Consider the following 17,190-nt stretch of genomic DNA (forward strand, 5'->3'; position numbering starts at 1 on the left):
CCCCCTGATGTTCTTGCTCCGCGCCCTTCTGGTTCGCATCGCCCTCGTGATCGTTCTCACGAAGGCGGTGGAAGCGGAGACGCTCAAGTGGTTCTGCGATTCACAGACGATGAATCTCAGCAGTGCTGGCGTGCCCATGGACGGCGGCTACCGCTTCGAACTCGGAGTCTTCGCGGCGGGCTTCACTCCCACCGCCGCCAATACTGCTCAATGGTCCGCTAATTGGAGTGCCGCCCAACGAGTGGTCTACAATGGGACCACCAGGGTCTTCACCGGCGTATACACGGTGACCTCGAACGCGGCTCCATTCACGGTCGGGGCGAATGCCTACGTCTGGGGCTTTGGTGGTCGGGCGGGGAATGAGTGGATACTGTTCCGCGCGCCCTCATGGATTTGGCCGGCGCCGAATCCAATCGACCCCTTCGGCCTCGATTGGAATGCGAAGGATGCCACCCAAGTCATCGTTGGCAACATCCATGCCTCGGGAAGTCCTTTCCTCATGCAGGCCTCCGCGGTGGTGAGCAGCGTGCCGCCCTCTTCCACCTACGCCCAGTGGAGGAATGAGGAGCTTTCCGGCGTCGCACTGAACGGTCCGGAGGACGATGCGGATGGCGATGGGATCAAGAACCTGCTGGAGTTCGTCTTCGGCACCCGCCCGCTTACCCTTGATGCGCTGCCGCCGATCGGCACCACGATGGTGGGCGGCTCGATCCAGCTCACGGTTCCCCGGCGGCTCGACCGCACGGCCAGCGTGGCGCTGGAAACCTCCACCGGCCTGTCCGGATGGACCTCGGCCATCTCGGGTGTCACCGTCACGAGCAATGGGCCGGAGGCCCGCATTCTCAGTGTCTCGGTCGGATCCGATAGCCGCCGCTTTTTCCGGGTGGTGTTCACGGCCTCGCCCTGACTTGAAAAAGTGGCTATTGTGGTGGATATCGCCATGAGCCCGCCTTCGTTGCACCGTTGGAAGTCTTTCTGGTTCGGGGCGATCGTTCTCGTCTTCCTCGCATGGAGCTGGGTGCACTCGATGGGGCAGGGCGGTTACGTCTCGATCGCCGGGAGCTCGGAGGAGCTGCTCCGGATCGACCAGAGCGGAGGCTATGTCGCCTTGGTTTGGGAGTCGGCTACACCGATCTATTCGCTTCCCGAGTTGCCGCTCGAAAGGATGTTCGGGAGGGAGCAGAGTTCATGGTTTCCAAAGGCTTTTAAATACGGCTCGCCGGTCGATGGTTGGCGAGCCGCAGCCATCGCGCATTGGTGCCTGATACTCGCGGTCGCGATCCTTTGGCTTGGATGGCTGCTCTTTCGCTGGAGAAGAATGCATGCAGCGAAGGCACCGCATTTGGCTTGAAAGACGTCCTGCTTTGTTTTTCGTATTCATAAAATAAAATATCGTGAATACGCATATCAGATTCATTCTCTTCGGAGCCATGTGTTCTGCCCTGCCTCTACAAGCCCGGGAGACGGACACCCTCTTGATCGAGGCCGAACAGTTCTCCGAGAGGGGTGGCTGGCAGGTCGATACCCAGTTCATCGAGACCATGGGTTCGCCCTACCTGCTCGCACACGGCATGGGAGAGTGTGTCGCGGATGCCAGCACCTCCATCACCGTTCCCGGGGATGGCAGCTACAAAGTATGGGCCCGCACGATGGATTGGACGGAGGCCTTGGAGAGAGAGGGCGGAGCAGGACGTTTCTCGCTTTCGATCGGTGGCACGCAGGTGGGTGGAGAGCTTGGAAAAGGCAAAGGCGAGTGGCATTGGGAGGAAGCAGGCTCAATTTCCTTGAAGCAGGGACAGACCACTCTCTCCTTGAAGGACCTTTCCGGCTTCGACGGCCGAGTCGATGCAGTCTTGCTCAGCCGCTCCCAAGGGCTGCGTCCTCCGGAGAAGTGCCTGCTGGAGGATCGCATCGCTTGGAAGATTCCGGGGGCACCCTTGGCGGTCGAGGATGCGGGCGATTTTGACCTGGTGGTGATCGGCGGGGGCTACGGTGGTCTCGGTGCCGCCATCTCTGCTGCACGCATGGGGTGCAAGGTCGCGCTGGTCCAGAACCGGGAAGTGCTGGGTGGCAATGGTTCTTCCGAAGTGCGGGTTTGGGCGAAGGGGGACCTGCCTCCGAGCGAGTATCTCATGGCGGACATCGTGCGGGAGATTTCCGACAGTGCGCAGGCCTCGCCCGCTGCCGCCGAGCAGTTCGTCGACGCGAAGAAGGAGGCGGTCGTGAAGGCGGAGAAGAACATCACGCTGCTGCTGGGCCACCACGCGTACGGCTTGGAGATGAAGGGCGAGGAGATCGCCGCGGCGAAGCTCCTGGAGGTGAAGACCGGCAAGATCAAACGCGTGAAGGGAAGGCTATTCGCCGATTGCACCGGTCACGGATTCATCGGGCAGTGGGCCGGGGCGGATCTCACGATGGAGCGCAAGGGGCGGATGGGCATGAGCAACATGTGGATGTGGAAAGCGGAAGCATCGCCTCGCAGCTTCCGGGAGGAGCCATGGATGATCGACCTCAGCGAGAAAGGTTTCCCCTATCCGCAGCGCCACCACGCCGAATGGTTCTGGGAGGGCGGCTTCGACAGTCATCCGATCAAGGAGCTTGAACAAACCCGCGACTGGAACCTGCTGGCCTCCTACAGCGCGTGGAATGCGATCAAGAACCACGGCGTCTATGCCAACCGCGATCCGCAAGAGCATGCGAATGCCAAGCTGCAATGGCTCGCCTATGTGGGCGGGACGCGAGAGACGCAGCAATTGATCGGCGATGTGGTTCTCAGTGATGCCGATATCGAGGAGAAGAAGGAGTTTCCTGATGCCTGCGTGCTCACCACCTGGTCGATCGACCTGCACATCCCGCACCCGGTCTACACCAAGGAGAATCCGGACCGCCCCTTCATCTCGAAGGACATTCACCGCCACGCGGTGGACAAGCGGGTGGGCTATCCGATTCCCTACCGCTGCTTCTATTCGCGCAATGTGCCGAACCTCTTCATGGCCGGCCGTAACATCAGCGTGACCCGGGAGGCGCTGGGTACGATCCGCGTGATGAAGACCATCGGCATGATGGGCGTGGCGGTGGGTCGGGCCGCCGCGATCTGCAAGGTCCACGCTTGCCTGCCCCGCGACGTCTACCGCGATCATCTCGACGAGGTGAAGACGCTCTGGCGCATGCCCGGAAAACAGCGTTTTGATTCCATCGATGAATTGCGCAAGTCGCTCGGCGAAAGCACCGCCTCCACCAAGTAATGCGGCAAGGCGGGCGAAGCGTGTGCTCATCGCATGCTACCGCCTCGGTCTTTTGGTGGCGGCATTCTTCGCGCTCTATTTCACCACGGCCAAGCGTGAGGATCGACAGGTCGATCATCTGGACGGTGCTGCGTTGCTGTCCTTGTTGAAGACGGATTTGCCGACGGCAGCTTCGGTTGGTGCTCCGGAAGGCGATGATCGTCTTCGACCGGTGCTGAGACCCGACGGCGAAACGGTCGGATGGCTTGCCCAGAGCTACCCCGAATCACTCCCCGTGATCGGCTATGCCGGGCCGACGAATTTGCTGGTGGTCTTCGATACTTCCCGCCGTGTCCGCGGGGTGCATCTTTTGGAAAGCGCTGATACGGCCGGTCATGTGGCCAAGGTCGCCGGGGATCCTCGCTTTCTGAGCCAGTGGAACGGTCGTCATCAAGCCAGCTTGGCATCACCGGGAGAGCCGGTGATGGTAAGCAGTGCGTCTCTAACAAGCGAGGCGATCGCACGAGGTCTTGCGGCCCGTTTCGGAGCACGGGAGATGGACCAATGGTTTCCCGGCGAAGTTCCTATCGGGGAGATCAGGCGCTGGTTTCCGGAGGCCTCGCGGATTGAGGGTGCCACGGTCTCCAATGCCCGGGGTGAGCGACTGGGCGAGCTCCTGCGCTCCAGCCGCATGGGCGTTTCGGTGCGTGGCTTCCAAGGCTCACAGGATCTGCTCCTTGCTCTCGATGGGGATCGCATCCTCGGCGTCTCCTTGCAGGGTAGCCGGGATAACCAACCCTATACGTCCGACGTCCGGGACGGACTTGTCTTCGACACACCCTTCAGCAGTCGCTCGAATGAACAGATTCTCGCGGCCGTCCCCGGCGAGCTCGTGATGGTTTCCGGAGCCAGCCGGACTGCCGAATCGGTGGAGGAGACGGTGAGAGAGATGCTGCGGAGGCATTTCGCTCCCGAGATCAAGGCGGGTCCGGCGATCGGATGGCGGGAAGGAATTGCCTTCGCTTGGATCGGCGTGGGGCTCTTGCTCGGCTTGGGGCCTTGGCGTGGTCGCAAGCGGCTCCGGATGCTTTTCTCGCTCGTCAGTGTCGCCTGTGGCGGGCTTTGGCTCGGGCTGATGACCGGTCAGGACCAGTGGATCAAATCGGGAATGCGGGGTTCGATCACAGGTTCCGCTCTGCCTCTGCTGGCACTCACGGTCTCCGCGCTGCTGATTCCCGCCGTCTTCGGGAAGAACATCTATTGCTCCCATCTCTGCCCGCACGGCGCTGCCCAACAGCTGATGGGCAGCTTCCGGAAGAAGCGGCACTCGCTACCGCCGAAACTTCACCGGTTCCTGGTGGGCATGCCTTGGCTGACGCTCGTCCTGTTGTGGGCGATGGCCTTCCTGGGCATCGGCGTTCCCTTCTCCCACTCCGAGCCTTTCGAAGTCTGGAGCGCGGGCTTTGTTGCCCTGCTCCCGGTGGTCATCTTCATCGGAGGCTTGGCAGCGGCGAGCTTCCTGCCCCAGGCCTACTGCCACTATGGATGTCCTACGGGAGCGGTGCTGAAGTTTCTGGCCAGCGCGCCCGGTCGCTGGACCCGCCGCGATTCGATCGCCGGAGGCCTGGTGGCCTTGTCTTGGTTCTTGGTTCCCATGGCATGAAGCGACTTCTTCCATTCCTGCTCCTCGTCGCTCTTCTCATTGCCCTTTGGCGGAAGCAGCCGTCCGGGCCGACTCTGCTCGCTGGCCGGGCGATGGGCTGCGAGTGGAAGCTGCTTACGGATGAGAACTTTGATCGCGTGCAACTTCCGGGTGAGATCGCCGCGGTTCTCGAGCACTGGGAGCAAGTCCTCAGCATCTGGCGCGAGGACTCCGATCTCTCCTGCTACAATCGGGGTGAACCTGCGAGCGAGGATCTCTCCCGGGTTCTTGAGCTGGCGGAGCAACTCCGGCTGGATACCGGTGGAGCCTTCGATCATCGCATGCTCGCCCAGCTCGGGAAGGCTGGCTTCGGCCCCGGAGGGACGGGGGTGGACTTGTCGTCGGTGGGGAAGGGCTTCGCGGTCGACCGGGTTTGCGAGCTTTTGAGATGCCGCGGCATTCACCGGCATGTTTTTTCCCTCGCCGGCGAGGTGCGCGCCGGGGAAGGAGATTGGGCAGTGGGGATCGAAGGTCCGGACGGTATTGCCGAAACGGTTTCGCTCTCCAGGCAAGCGATGGCGAGCAGCGGGAATCACCGACAGTGGCGTGAATCCAAAAATGGCCGGCTAGTGTCCCATCTGCTGGATCCCGCCACGGGTGAGCCGCTTCTGCGTCCGCCTTGTTCCGTGACCGTCATCGGGCCGGATGCCGCGCATGCAAGTGCTTGGGCCACGGCGCTTTTCGTGAAGGGGCCCGGAATCTGCCCGCCGGGATTGAGGGTCGTCTGGCTCGGACGGTCACATTAGATAAGAGGCATTCCCTTTTTAAAATAAGGCCCGGAATTTTATTTTATATTATCGGGAAATAGCGCTTGCGAGGGGGGTGGTCCTGTCACAGGTTCCGCGCACTTTATGGACAAGATCCCATCCGACACCCTAGAACAAGTTCTTGAGCTGCGTAAGAAAAACGGTCTCGAAGCCACGGAGGCTGCTGTCTATGCGGACCTTGAGAAGTCGAAGTGCAAGTGGACACTTAGCGATACTCCGCGCTATCGCCGTGCCGGTGCCTCTCCGATCTGGGTGTCTGGAAAATATCTTTCATCCTACGGCACCTGCCCGGCCTCCGGTGAATCGGACGAAAAGGGAAGTAAGTCCCCAAAGGCGGCAAAGGCAGGTGTGGTAAAGGCTACGGCCCCCGCCGCCGGCAAGCTGGATGAGAGCGTTTTCTACAAGGTTCTCCACGGAAAAGGATTCCCGGTGAAGATCACTCAGGATCTCCTGACCGGTGAAATCCAGACCCAGATCCCGGAGTCGATCAAGAAACTGGACCTCCAATTCGGCCCTATCCCGGGCAATGCAAACGCGATTCACGTGACCCAGACATCGCCCCAGATTCAAGTTGCGATGCCTCTGGACAAGTTCCTCGAGTTCGCGGGTATCCGCGCCTGATATTGTATTTACATTTAACCCCGGCAGGCTGTTTGATCGAACAGCATGCCGGGGTTTTTATTGTGAACTACGCTGGTTCCTACTTTTTTGGAGGGCCGGAGTGAATATATTCACATGGGTGGCAGGCTTGGGTTTGGCCGTTTTTCGGAAAGATAACTGACAGATAAATGGTTTATCTTGATCCCGGCTCGGTCGGCTTGCGGCTTGGATTGACAAGCTTGCGGAATTCTTGGAATGGGTCGGGATGAAGTTTGCGGGTTATGCGGCCATCGCTTTGGGTCTTCTCGGTTCCGAGGTCATCTCCGCTCCGGATTTGGGAGGCTTGGCCAAGAAATTGGATGCCGAGGATTTCAAAGCCAGGGAAGAGGCGGTCACGGAGATGGCCGCCGCGGCAGATGATCACTTGGAGGAGGTGATCCGTTATCTCAGTTCAGCAAAGATGGGCCCCGAAGCGAGCGCCCGGATACCGGATATCTTGAAGAACATCTTCCTGCGCCAGTGCTATCGTCTCGGCGAACCCGAGACCGGCATGATCTTTTCCCGCTATCTTGAGACCAGCAGCACCAAGGGCGTCACTGCGGTCCATCCCTTGATTGAGGACGTGGCCAAGGACTCTCCCGCCGCGAAGGCGGGGCTTCGCAAAGGGGATGTGATCGTCGAGTGGAATGGCAAGCCGCTCGAAGGAGACGATTGCGTGGGACGCCTCATGAAAATGATCCGGACGTCAGGGGAGGGCGCGAAAGTGAAGGTCAGGGTCCGCCGTTTCGATTACCGGTCCCCGGCCCGCTTGGCAGGCAAGGGGCCGCTCCAGGAGCCGGTGGAACTCACCTTGGGCAGTCCCCTGAAGGAACCGCCGGTGAAAGTCATCGACGGCACTTTCTCCGGCTGGCTCGAGCGGATGCGCATCGAGCATGATCTTCCGGAAAAATACGCCCGGACTCAATCGTGAGTGCCCTCAAGCTCTCCGGCTTCCTTCAGCAGGGCAGCAGCCTCGGCAATGAACTCGGCCGCGGTGGGGTAGCCTTTCGCGACCAAGTCGTCTGCCGCTTTGCGCTGCTCGTCGTTCAGCTTCGCGTCGAGTTTCTTCCATTGATCTTGCCGCTGCTTCTCGCTTTCAGGAGCTTGGCGCATCGCGGCGTGGGCGCGGGGTAGATCGGCTTCGATGCCCTTGGCGTTGCCGGAGAGCAGGTAGCCGAGCAGTCCGAGCGCTTTCGGGTATCGATCCGTGGCATAGGCGGCGTGAGCCACGGCCAGTGCTCCGGCTTTCTCGTGCTCCTTCTTCCCGACCAGCGGGAGATAGCGCAGGGTGAGGTAGAAGTGGTTTTGCTTGTTGGTTCCCGGCAGGTGCTTGGCCAGCAGTTTCACGGCTGCGGCGGGATCGCCCGGCTTGCCATCAATCCCTTCGGCCAAGGCGCTTGCGGCACTCGTCACCGTGTGGTCGCCGCGTTCCCCGTGCTGATAGTTCAGCCAGGCGAGGTTCTGCTGGCCTTCCTCGGTCACATGATAGGGAGTGTAAGGCGCTTTCGGCCCCCGATTGGTCGGCAGGGAAACTTCTTTCGCCAGTTCTTCGAGTGCATCGCCCGTCCCGGTCCGTGCTGCCCGGAGTTCAAGCACCCGGCTCGCCTCCCGATCGCCCTGGCAGCTTCTCACGAAGGACAGTGCTTGGAGAGCCTCCGGGTGATCAAGCTCGGCGCGGCTTTCCAGCAATTCGATCAGCTTGCGGTTGGTTTCATATTCCTCCGGCCTGCCCCGCAGGAAAACGTAGCCGAAGGTCGCGTTGATCGCCGCCATCAGGTGTCCGTATTTCAGGGCGATCTTTGCTTGTGGGCTGTAGCGGTCCTCCTCACCGGCATAGTTGGTGTAGACCAGCAGGTTCACCTGTGCCGAGATGCTTCCTGCCTGCGCAGCCTTCTCGGTGAGCTCCACCGCTTTCTTCCGGTCCTTGGCCACGCCCAAGCCCGCGTTCGTCAGATAGCCCATCTGTTTCCATGCCTCCGGATGGCCGGTTTTGCCTGCTTCCTCGGCGAGCTTCCATGTCCGGCGCATGTCGGCGGTGGTGCCGATACCCTTGGCGTAGCAGCGGGAGAGCCCCACATGCCCGAGCGCGCTGCCTTGGGCGGAAGCCTCCTCGAAGAGAGTGAAGATCTGTTTGGCGTCGAATTTCCGCCCGCCATGACCCTCGAGGAGGTGCCAGGCATACTCAGCTGCCTTCTCGGGATCGGTCTTCGCGGCCTTCTCCAGAGCATTGATATCGCCGGGAATCCCTTTCCAGAGCTGGGCGGAGACGGGAAGAGAGAAGCCAAGGGCTAGAAGTGCGGGAATCCACGCATTTCGGGTCATGATAGGCTGCATGAGAGGCGCAATGTCCTTGGGTGACAAGCATCCGGGAGGGAAATCCGTGGAATCTGCTGTCCCGATTGCAGGTTGCCCCCGATGCCGGATCGCCCTAGTTTCCGCGCCCCGCCACCCATGAGCGCTCTTTCCGACAAGCCGGTCCGACTTTACGACACCACCCTGCGCGATGGCACGCAGGGTGAAGGATTCCAGCTCTCCTTGCTCGACAAGCTGCGAATTGCCGAGCGCCTGGATGCCTTCGAGGTCGATTACATCGAAGGCGGCTGGCCGGGCTCGAACCCGAAGGACGTGGAGTTTTTCCAAGAGGCGAAGAAGCTGAAGCTCACGCATGCGAAGCTGGCGGCCTTCGGCTCGACCCGCCGTGCGGACACACCAGTGGAAGAGGATGCCCAGGTGCGCCTGCTGCTGGAGGCGGAGACGCCGGTGGTCACGATCTTCGGCAAGAGCTGGGAGCTTCACGTGACCGAGGTGCTGCGGACCACGCCGGAAGAAAACCGGGCGATGATTCGCGACACCGTCGCGCATCTCAAGAAGCACGGCCGCGAGGTGGTCTATGATGCCGAGCACTTCTTTGACGGCTACAAGGATTCGCCCGAGCATGCTCTCGCCTCGCTGCAAGCGGCGGCCGAGGGCGGTGCCGATTGGCTGGTGCTTTGCGACACGAACGGCGGCACCCTGCCTGCCGAGGTGATGGAGATCGCCGCTGCCGTGCAGGCACGCATCCCGGGAGCGCCGGTGGGTATCCATACCCATAACGATTGCGAACTGGGTGTGGCCAATGCCGTCGCCGCGGTGCAAGCCGGTGCCACGCAGGTGCAAGGAACGATCAACGGCTACGGCGAGCGCACCGGCAACTGCAACCTGACCTCGGTGATCCCGATCCTGCAGCTCAAGATGGGCCTGAAGGTGGTGCCACAATTGGAGAAACTCCGGGATCTCTCGTACTTCGTGGACGATGTCTCGAACAACCCGCACTTCGCGCGGGCTCCCTTCGTCGGTCGCACGGCCTTCGCGCACAAGGGCGGCATGCACGTGAATGCGGTGCAGAAGCTGGCGCGGAGCTACGAGCACATCGAGCCGCAGTCCGTGGGCAACGAGCAGAACATCCTGGTCTCCGAGCTCAGCGGGCAGTCGAACATCCTGATGAAGGCCGAGCAGCTCGGCATCTCGCTGGACAAGGGTTCGCCCGAAGCTAAGGCGGTGCTGCAGAAGGTGAAGGATCTGGAGAACGAGGGCTATGCCTTCGAAGCTGCGGGCGGTTCCCTGGAGCTGCTGATCCGCCGCGAACTGGGGCGCTATGAGAAGCCCTTCGATCTGAAGGAATTCCACACCTCCTTCCGCCAGTACCGCGATGGTCACCAGCCGGTCTGTGAGGCTACGGTGAAACTTTATGTCGGAGAGGTGCCCGAATACACGGTGGCCGAGGGTCACGGTGTGGTGAACGCTCTCGACAAGGCCCTGCGCAAGGCCCTGCGACCCTTCTATCCGGAGATCTCGGATGTCTCGCTGGTGGACTACAAGGTCCGCATCATCGATGGGCACGACGCTACCGCGGCGAAGACTCGCGTGCTGATCGAATCCACCGATGGCAAGGAGAACTGGGGCACGATCGGCGTCTCGGAGAATATCATCGAGGCTTCCTGGATCGCGCTGGTGGATGGCATCGATCTCTTCCTGCAACGGCGGAAGTAAGGGAGTGACGGCTAACCCGTAAGTGGCAGTGCCGCCTGCGGGCCGGGCTGCCATGCTCCGCCGATGAATGCGATTTTCCGCGCGCTGCTCCTGCTGCTGCTCTCCGTTTCCGCGAGCTTGGCGCAGGATGAGCGACCGGTAGTGAAGGACAGTGATCTGCCTCCGGAGGAAGCTGCGGAGCAAACCCTGCCGGCGCTGTGGATCGCGGGGGACTCGACGGTGCGGAACCGTGGTGAGATGCGGGGCTGGGGTGAGGACGTTTCCCGCTTCCTGGATCCGGCGAAGATCCAGGTCCTGAACCGTGCGATCGGCGGGCGTTCCTCGCGGACCTTCTTCACGGAGGGGCGCTGGGACAGGATGCTCGGCGAGATGAAGAAGGGGGATGTGGTGCTGATCCAATTCGGGCATAACGATGCCGGTCCCTTGGGGGCTGCCGGGAAGTTCCGCGGCTCGATCAAGGGGATCGGTGAGGAGACGGAAACAGTGGAGAAGCCGGACGGGACGAAGGAAACGGTCCAAAGCTACGGCTGGTATCTCCGGCACTTTGCTCGCACGGCGAAGGCAAAGGGCGCGAGTGTGGTCCTGTGTTCGCCGGTGCCGCACAGGAAGTTCGATCGCGAGGGGAGGGCGGTGGCGGATTGGACGGAGTGGCGTGGCTGGGTGAAGGCCTGCGCGGAGGCGGAGGGCGTGCTGTTTCTGGATCTCTCCGCGCTGATCGGCGAGGCCTATGCCGGGATGGGGAAGGCGGAGGTGGAGGCGCTGTTCGCGGACGAGCGGACCCACACGAACCATGCGGGCGCGCTGTTCAATGCGCGACAGGTGATCGCAGGGTGTGCCGGTCTGGCAGGGAAGCCTTTGGATGGGTTTCTGAACGAAGAGGGGAGAGTGTTTTCCAAGCGGTGAAAATCTATCCCGCTTGCTAGATGGCGGTTCATGATGCGTTATCTTGGCATGCGTTGGATCTTTCTCGGTTTGGCTTTGCTGGCCCCGCTTCCGGCTCAGGAGACGGGGGTGAAAATCGTGAGCGCGGCGCGGAAGCAGGTGGGAGTGACGCTGCGCTATGATCCTGCCTATGTGAGCCTGGTCTATCCGGGCGGGGATGTGCCGAAGGAGCGGGGCGTGTGCACGGATGTGATTGTCCGCGCGCTACGGGAGGGGCTGACGCAGGATCTGCAAAAGCTGGTGCACGAGGACATGCGAGCGAACTTCGGGGCCTATCCGAAGAACTGGGGTCTATCGCGGCCGGACAAGAACATCGACCACCGGCGGGTGCCGAACCTGCAGGCCTTCTTCAAGCGGCGCGGCTTCTCCGTGCCGGTGACGAAGGATCCGGCGGACTACAAGCCGGGCGACATCGTGACCTGCACCGTGCCGCCGAACCTGCCGCACGTGATGATCGTGAGCGACAAGAAGACCGATGCGGGGGTGCCGCTGATGATCCATAACATCGGGGCGGGGGCGCAGGAGGAAGACGTGCTGTTCGAGTTCCCGCTGACGGGGCACTACCGGTGGAAATAGCGGGCAGGAAAAGGTCATGAAATGTCTGTCGTTTCATGAAGTTTGCCTGCGGTCGGGGAGGGGACCAAGGGGAAGCTTGCTTGCCGGCCTTAGAATGGAAATTTCCGAAGCTCCGAGTGCATGTGGCTTAGTATGAATCGCCTTCGGCGCGTGCTACGGATGGCTTGCCGACAGGGCGGGAGGATTTCGCTGAATCGTTGGCGCTAGCGCTTGCCCGAAATCTGCAAAAGTGCGGCGACGGCGCGGAAGCTGTTCAGTCCGGCCTCGATGTTCTCGATGATCTCGTCCGCCAAATCGGCAGGTTCGGGCAGGTTGTCGAGGTCGGTGAGGCTGTCATCCTTCAGCCAGAACAGATCCAGGCTCGTCTTGTCGCGGCCGACGGGCTCGTAGCAGTCGATGAATACCTGAAGATTTGTCAGGCTCAGCTTCAGACTGCGGGACATTTGTACGATGATCATAGTATTAGACTCCTTTCGAGGCTACGTCCTTACCCGACATTGTCGACGAAGGACAGGCACGCGTTTGCCGCCCGCGCTTAGAAAGCACCCGTCGGCAGGTGAAGCATCGTGTGGACCTCGCGGGCCTCCATCAGCCTCCGTTCAGCCGTGTCGCTCTCCCCGCCCTCAAAGGGAATGTGTCATCCGGCAAAATCCCCGTCGCCCGCTCGTTCCACTGGCGAGTCCTCAAGCTCTAGTGGTGTAAATTCACCATTCCAAAAAACAGATCTTTACATAAATGGGTGATTATTGATCATTGTCCTCGAAAAATGGACGTAAAACTTTCTAAACCGTACGACGATATTTACACTCTGACGAGGCTTGGATTGGCGGGGAAGCGCTCAGACGTCGCCCAATATCTTCGTCAAATGCTGAGGAGCGAACATCCCGAAGAGGCTAATAGAGAGCTAAAGGCCTTGCTGAAAAGCTATGAACTGCGTTCCGCCGGTCTCCGCGAAGCGTCGCCTCGGACGCCTCCCGTAGACGGTGATTCTCGCTTGCAATTGCTTCGTGAGGAGACGGTAGATCAGCTACCGGTGGAGCCTCTGTTTGCTCCGCACATGCGCTCAGCCGTCGAGAGGTTTCTAGCACAGAGGTCACAAGCGGACGAATTGAACAGAGCTGGAATTTCGCCGGCGAACACTCTCCTTCTCTGGGGGCCACCGGGCACCGGCAAGACTCTGACGGCTCGGTACATCGCCTACCAATTGAATTTGCCGCTTCTTGTTTTGGATCTTTCGTCCGTGATGAGCAGCTTTCTGGGAAAGACTGGCATAAACATCAAGAGGGTTCTGGACTACGCTAAGACGTTCGATTGCATCCTCCTTCTAGACGAGTTTGATTCGATTGCAAAGCGTCGAGATGACACCCATGAGCTAGGTGAGCTGAAGCGGTTAGTCACCGTGTTGTTGCAGGAAATTGACGAATGGCCAGGGAATCGAATTCTTATAGCGGCAACGAATCATCCGGAACTTCTGGATCCTGCTATCTGGCGCCGATTCAATGTTGATCTAAGATGCGATAATCCCGATCAGGCTGCGCGAGCGGATTTTTTTAGGCGGAGGTTGTCTTCGGACGAAGTGTCATCTACGGTTATCGAATACTTGGCTGAGATTTTGGAAGATTGGTCATATGCTTCTCTGGATCGTCTGATTCTCAATTCTCGCCGGACAGTGGTAGTTGAAAAAATTGAAATGACACGAGCTGTTTTGGAAGAGCTTGCTCATTCCGGAAAACTGAAAAGCGCTCAAGCGCGGGCGGACTTGGCGAAGAGGCTTGTGCTAGCTGGAATTAACAAATCTGAAGCTTGTAGAATTGCGGGAATTTCCCGTCCAACTCTCGATAAACGACTTAAATGCAAAGAAACCGATATTTGATAGGGCGGGGGGAAGCCCTGTGGCAGGAAACCGCCCCTCCAAGTAAAGGCGGAAAGAGGAAACCAGACCCTTACCCTCTGGATCGCGCAAAGGCACGATTACTTCCGAAGGTTGCGACATGCATCGATTTTGCTAAAAGTCTAGCAGACGAGTTTAAGCCGCTCGGTCTCGTGGATATTGTGGTGAGAATACATCCTAGTTACCTCGCGGTCACAAAATTTCCGGGAGAGTTTCTTCGGGCGTCTTCGCTATCATACTTAGGTAGCAAATCTTGCGCTGTGATTCCTGACGTGGCCATGCGACCAATGCAGAAGAAGGTTACAGCATCTGTGGACATCATCGCTTCTGGCTCGGTATATCTCCTTGAGGAGATGGCACGGATGATAAAAGGTAGTAATGGATCGGATGCTATTGGAAAAACAATGGGAAAAATCGAGGACGTTTTTCCCATAAAGGCGTCGGACCGTCTAAGAGTGCCATTCAGTCAGCATGGCGATCTCTTGCCAATTGAGTTTGGAGTGCATCAGGATCACCGATGGGAGCAGGTCGGCCCGCTTCTTGTCGAGTTTCTCGCAAAAAGAGGTGCTTCAGTTGACTGGACTCAGTCGGTGCCTCTTCTTGGATTGGAGTTTTTTTACGGCTTGATGGACGCTACGACCGCGAACGAGCTTTCTCAATTCTCAACAATTCGGGTGGTCCGCCATGCTCCGACGCTACGCACAATAGATGTCTCCATTCAACCCTTGGGTGATCTATTCGCTAGTTCGCAGATTCAGCTCCCAAAGCCGGAGATCGATAGTGGGGATCCTACAGTTCATCGTGTTGCCGTATTTGATGGAGGGTTGGCTGGGGACTTTTTCGCACCATGGGCGAGGGAGTTTGCTGATAGTGTCTCTCAGGGGCAGGATGCAAAACTTCAAGAGCACGGATTTCGAGTCACTTCCGCGCTACTTTTCGGGAATCTTCCATCCTCTGGTGAGCTTCGTTGTCCGCGATTTGCAGTAGATCACTTTCGTGTGCTAGACAATGAATCTGATGATGCTGACCCATATCTTTTGCCTCGGACGTTGAGAATAATACGTGATACATTGGAGGGCGGGGCCTACGAATTTTCCAACATCAGTATCGGGCCTCAATATCCTGTTGTGGACGATGACATTCATCCATGGACGGCAACCTTGGACGGTCTTGCAGGCTCGGGTAACCTTCTGATCTCCGTTGCCGCGGGCAATACAGGACAGATGGATAGTGACCTCGGATATGATCGAGTGCAAGTCCCTGCCGACGGTGCAAATGTTCTCTCAGTGGGGGCCGCAGATCTACCTCAAGATGGGGACTCGGTTCGCGCTGCCTACAGTAGCGTTGGTCCAGGACGGCCCACAGGATATGTGAAACCTGACGTCATCGCCTTTGGGGGGGGAAGCCAAATTGGATTCCGAACGTTCTCGCCGAATGGACGTGGTGGTGTAGATGCCGTTCGAGGGACGAGCTTCTCGGCACCATCGGTGCTGAGAGCGGGTGTGCAAATGAGGGAGATTTTTGGCGATAAGATTTCGACTTTGGGTATTCGATGTCTGTTGATCAATGCAGCGCAAGGGAAGAGAAACCTTCGCGAGAAGGGATGGGGGGTCGTTGTGCCTAATGAGGCTATCGATCTGTGCACCTGTGGTGATGGAGAGGTCCGAGTGATCTACCAAGGAAACCTGATCGATGGACAATACGTGCGGTCCCCAATTCCTAGCCCGGTTTATGAGGATCTCTTTGAGGAGCTCCCAGATGACCATCCGGTTGAGGTGGCCGTGACCCTCTGCGTTGGGACCGAGATCGACCCCTTTGATGCCGCATCTTATACGCGTCGGGGGGTTGAAGCTTGGTTTACTCACAGAATCCCCAGTGAGGATGGGCAGTTAAAGGAGCATACTAGACCTTTCTTCCAAGTTTCAGCAGTTTTCAGCTCGAAAACGGAGCAGGATCGCCGGGCGGCGGGAAAATGGGAAACGGTCCTGCATCAGAAGCGGATCATGGAGCTTAGCTCGCTTCGGGATGCCGCGATCAGGCTTCACCCGATGTCTAGATTTCAAGGAGAGCGAGATGCTGCAGAGAGAGGACACACGATTCCCTACGCAATGGTGGTGGCTGTTAAGATTCCGGAGATTAAAGACCTGTATGACAGAGCGTATCGTAAATATTCGAGCCGATTGGAGATTCTTACGCCGGTTCGGATCCAAATTTGACTCTCGTCTCCTGTTTCGGAGAGGAGTTTGCCCTTCTAACTCATTGTAATTGGTGCGTGAGCAGCGGATGCGAATCTGATGATTTTGAATCGGCAAAATACTAGGGTCTCGCTTGGAGTAATTCCTCGCTATCCTAATCTCCAAATTTTGGCACAAATAGCCGATGTTCCTCGGCACCCACACTTTGCTCCCGGTTTGTGCGGGGCTGATCTTGGAGAACGGCTCGCTGATGAGGGGGCGGGGGCATTTCTTCCCGGCTTGGGGTTTGCCTTTGATCGGGCTCTTCGGGGCTTTGCCGGACCTGTGCACGCCGCATATCTCGCGGGAGGCGCGGTTGACGAGCTGGTCCCACACGGTGTGGTTCCTGCTGGCGCTGATCCCGGTGTGCGCGGTGGTGGCCAGCTTCTTCCCGGGAGGGAGATGGCGGGTGGCAGTGGCCTGCTGGAGCGCGGCCTTCCTGCACGTGGGGGCGGATGCGATCTCAGGCGGGATCGCGTGGCTGTATCCGTGGCGGAGCGATGAGATCGGCGAGTATTATATCCACCCGGATTACTGGATCTGGTGGGATATGGGCTTCGTCTTCCTGACTTGGCTTCTGGTACGTTTGCGACCGCACGCCGAGGCGCGGGGCGTCAAGGCCTGATCCATGCCGAGGATGCGCTCGACCCAGCGGTCGAGGGCGCGTTTGACGGCGGCGGGCATGCGCTTGGAGTTCCAGCCCCGGCCGAGGAGGGTGGCGAGGCGCTTCTCCTCCCGGGCGGAGAGGCCGGCGAAGGACATGCCTTGCTCGCCGCGGAGCCATTTGGCGAAGGGGGTGTTCTTGGCGGCGGCGGCAGCGCTGAAGTTCGCGGCGAGGTAGTCGCGCGGGATGATGAGGATCTCGGCTTCGTGATGGCCGGGGAGGCGGGTCCATTTCCAGGGTTCGCCTTCCTGACCGCCGAAGCAGCCGAAGAGCCCGTCCTTCAGGAAGATGCGGTGGTCCTTACCCCAGACGACGCCTTCGCCGCTGGTGTTGATCCAGAGCCAGAGTTCGTCGTGGAGGCGATGTTGCCAACGGCGGGATGCGCCGCGGAGATCTCCGCGGAGGTGCCAAGCCTCGAAACCGTCTTGCTGCCACCAGCACTCGAACATGTGGGGAAATTATTGAGAATCGTTCGCAATAGCAAGGGGATTTGTGCTGGTGCGGAGTGGCGGGCGGGTGGAT

General features: G+C 59.4%; 16 protein-coding genes. 13 read left to right on the forward strand and 3 right to left on the reverse strand.

Going from position 1 to position 17,190, the window contains the following annotated elements; all coding sequences use genetic code 11:
- Positions 1 to 7 precede the first annotated feature (7 nt).
- From OJ996_RS13725 to OJ996_RS13755, 7 genes are all read left to right on the forward strand, one after another.
- Complete coding sequence (locus OJ996_RS13725; RefSeq protein WP_264514178.1) at positions 8 to 907, forward strand: hypothetical protein; 900 nt, start codon at positions 8 to 10, stop codon at positions 905 to 907.
- 33 nt (positions 908 to 940) lie between these two features.
- A complete protein-coding gene (locus OJ996_RS13730) occupies positions 941 to 1,351 on the forward strand; it encodes a hypothetical protein (protein ID WP_264514179.1) in 411 nt (136 codons plus the stop codon).
- A gap of 43 nt (positions 1,352 to 1,394) precedes the next feature.
- The gene (locus OJ996_RS13735) at positions 1,395 to 3,245 is read left to right on the forward strand and encodes an FAD-dependent oxidoreductase (protein ID WP_264514180.1); all 1,851 of its coding nucleotides are present in this window, start codon (positions 1,395 to 1,397) and stop codon (positions 3,243 to 3,245) included.
- A 22-nt stretch (positions 3,246 to 3,267) separates the two neighbouring features.
- Entirely contained in the window at positions 3,268 to 4,887 is a 1,620-nt protein-coding gene (locus tag OJ996_RS13740) for a 4Fe-4S binding protein (protein WP_264514182.1), read from the forward strand.
- Positions 4,884 to 5,672, forward strand: a complete 789-nt coding sequence (locus tag OJ996_RS13745) for an FAD:protein FMN transferase (protein ID WP_264514183.1) — start codon at positions 4,884 to 4,886, stop codon at positions 5,670 to 5,672. The genes OJ996_RS13740 and OJ996_RS13745 overlap by 4 nt, the downstream gene beginning before the upstream one ends.
- Positions 5,673 to 5,777: 105 nt before the next feature.
- The gene (locus OJ996_RS13750) at positions 5,778 to 6,314 is read left to right on the forward strand and encodes a hypothetical protein (RefSeq protein WP_264514184.1); all 537 of its coding nucleotides are present in this window, start codon (positions 5,778 to 5,780) and stop codon (positions 6,312 to 6,314) included.
- A 244-nt stretch (positions 6,315 to 6,558) separates the two neighbouring features.
- Positions 6,559 to 7,263, forward strand: coding sequence for a PDZ domain-containing protein (locus OJ996_RS13755; RefSeq protein WP_319800690.1), 705 nt, complete (start codon positions 6,559 to 6,561; stop codon positions 7,261 to 7,263).
- Here the strand turns inward: OJ996_RS13755 and OJ996_RS13760 are convergent.
- Positions 7,254 to 8,654, reverse strand: a complete 1,401-nt coding sequence (locus OJ996_RS13760) for a tetratricopeptide repeat protein (protein ID WP_264514185.1) — start codon at positions 8,652 to 8,654, stop codon at positions 7,254 to 7,256. The two genes, OJ996_RS13755 and OJ996_RS13760, sit on opposite strands and share 10 nt — an antisense overlap.
- Before the next feature lie 129 nt (positions 8,655 to 8,783).
- Here OJ996_RS13760 and cimA point away from each other — a divergent pair, with 129 nt between their 5' ends.
- The 3 genes from cimA to OJ996_RS13775 all read left to right on the forward strand — a co-directional run bounded on the left by cimA (position 8,784) and on the right by OJ996_RS13775 (position 11,879).
- Positions 8,784 to 10,361, forward strand: coding sequence for a citramalate synthase (gene cimA, locus OJ996_RS13765; protein WP_264514186.1), 1,578 nt, complete (start codon positions 8,784 to 8,786; stop codon positions 10,359 to 10,361).
- A gap of 63 nt (positions 10,362 to 10,424) precedes the next feature.
- Complete coding sequence (locus OJ996_RS13770; protein ID WP_264514187.1) at positions 10,425 to 11,264, forward strand: rhamnogalacturonan acetylesterase; 840 nt, start codon at positions 10,425 to 10,427, stop codon at positions 11,262 to 11,264.
- Between the two features lie 48 nt (positions 11,265 to 11,312).
- A complete protein-coding gene (locus OJ996_RS13775; RefSeq protein WP_264514188.1) occupies positions 11,313 to 11,879 on the forward strand; it encodes a DUF1287 domain-containing protein in 567 nt (188 codons plus the stop codon).
- A gap of 203 nt (positions 11,880 to 12,082) precedes the next feature.
- Here OJ996_RS13775 and OJ996_RS13780 read toward each other — a convergent pair whose 3' ends face one another.
- Positions 12,083 to 12,322, reverse strand: coding sequence for a hypothetical protein (locus OJ996_RS13780; RefSeq protein WP_264514189.1), 240 nt, complete (start codon positions 12,320 to 12,322; stop codon positions 12,083 to 12,085).
- Positions 12,323 to 12,645: 323 nt separating this feature from the next.
- Here OJ996_RS13780 and OJ996_RS13785 point away from each other — a divergent pair, with 323 nt between their 5' ends.
- The 3 genes from OJ996_RS13785 to OJ996_RS13795 all read left to right on the forward strand — a co-directional run bounded on the left by OJ996_RS13785 (position 12,646) and on the right by OJ996_RS13795 (position 16,629).
- A complete protein-coding gene (locus OJ996_RS13785; RefSeq protein ID WP_264514190.1) occupies positions 12,646 to 13,752 on the forward strand; it encodes an AAA family ATPase in 1,107 nt (368 codons plus the stop codon).
- A gap of 305 nt (positions 13,753 to 14,057) precedes the next feature.
- A complete protein-coding gene (locus OJ996_RS13790) occupies positions 14,058 to 15,986 on the forward strand; it encodes a S8 family peptidase (protein WP_264514191.1) in 1,929 nt (642 codons plus the stop codon).
- 163 nt (positions 15,987 to 16,149) lie between these two features.
- Positions 16,150 to 16,629, forward strand: coding sequence for a metal-dependent hydrolase (locus tag OJ996_RS13795; protein ID WP_264514192.1), 480 nt, complete (start codon positions 16,150 to 16,152; stop codon positions 16,627 to 16,629).
- Here OJ996_RS13795 and OJ996_RS13800 read toward each other — a convergent pair.
- A complete protein-coding gene (locus OJ996_RS13800; protein WP_264514193.1) occupies positions 16,536 to 17,117 on the reverse strand; it encodes a hypothetical protein in 582 nt (193 codons plus the stop codon). The two genes, OJ996_RS13795 and OJ996_RS13800, sit on opposite strands and share 94 nt — an antisense overlap.
- Positions 17,118 to 17,190: the final 73 nt, after the last annotated feature.

The sequence above is a fragment of the Luteolibacter rhizosphaerae genome (genome assembly GCF_025950095.1).
GTDB lineage: Bacteria > Verrucomicrobiota > Verrucomicrobiia > Verrucomicrobiales > Akkermansiaceae > Haloferula > Haloferula rhizosphaerae.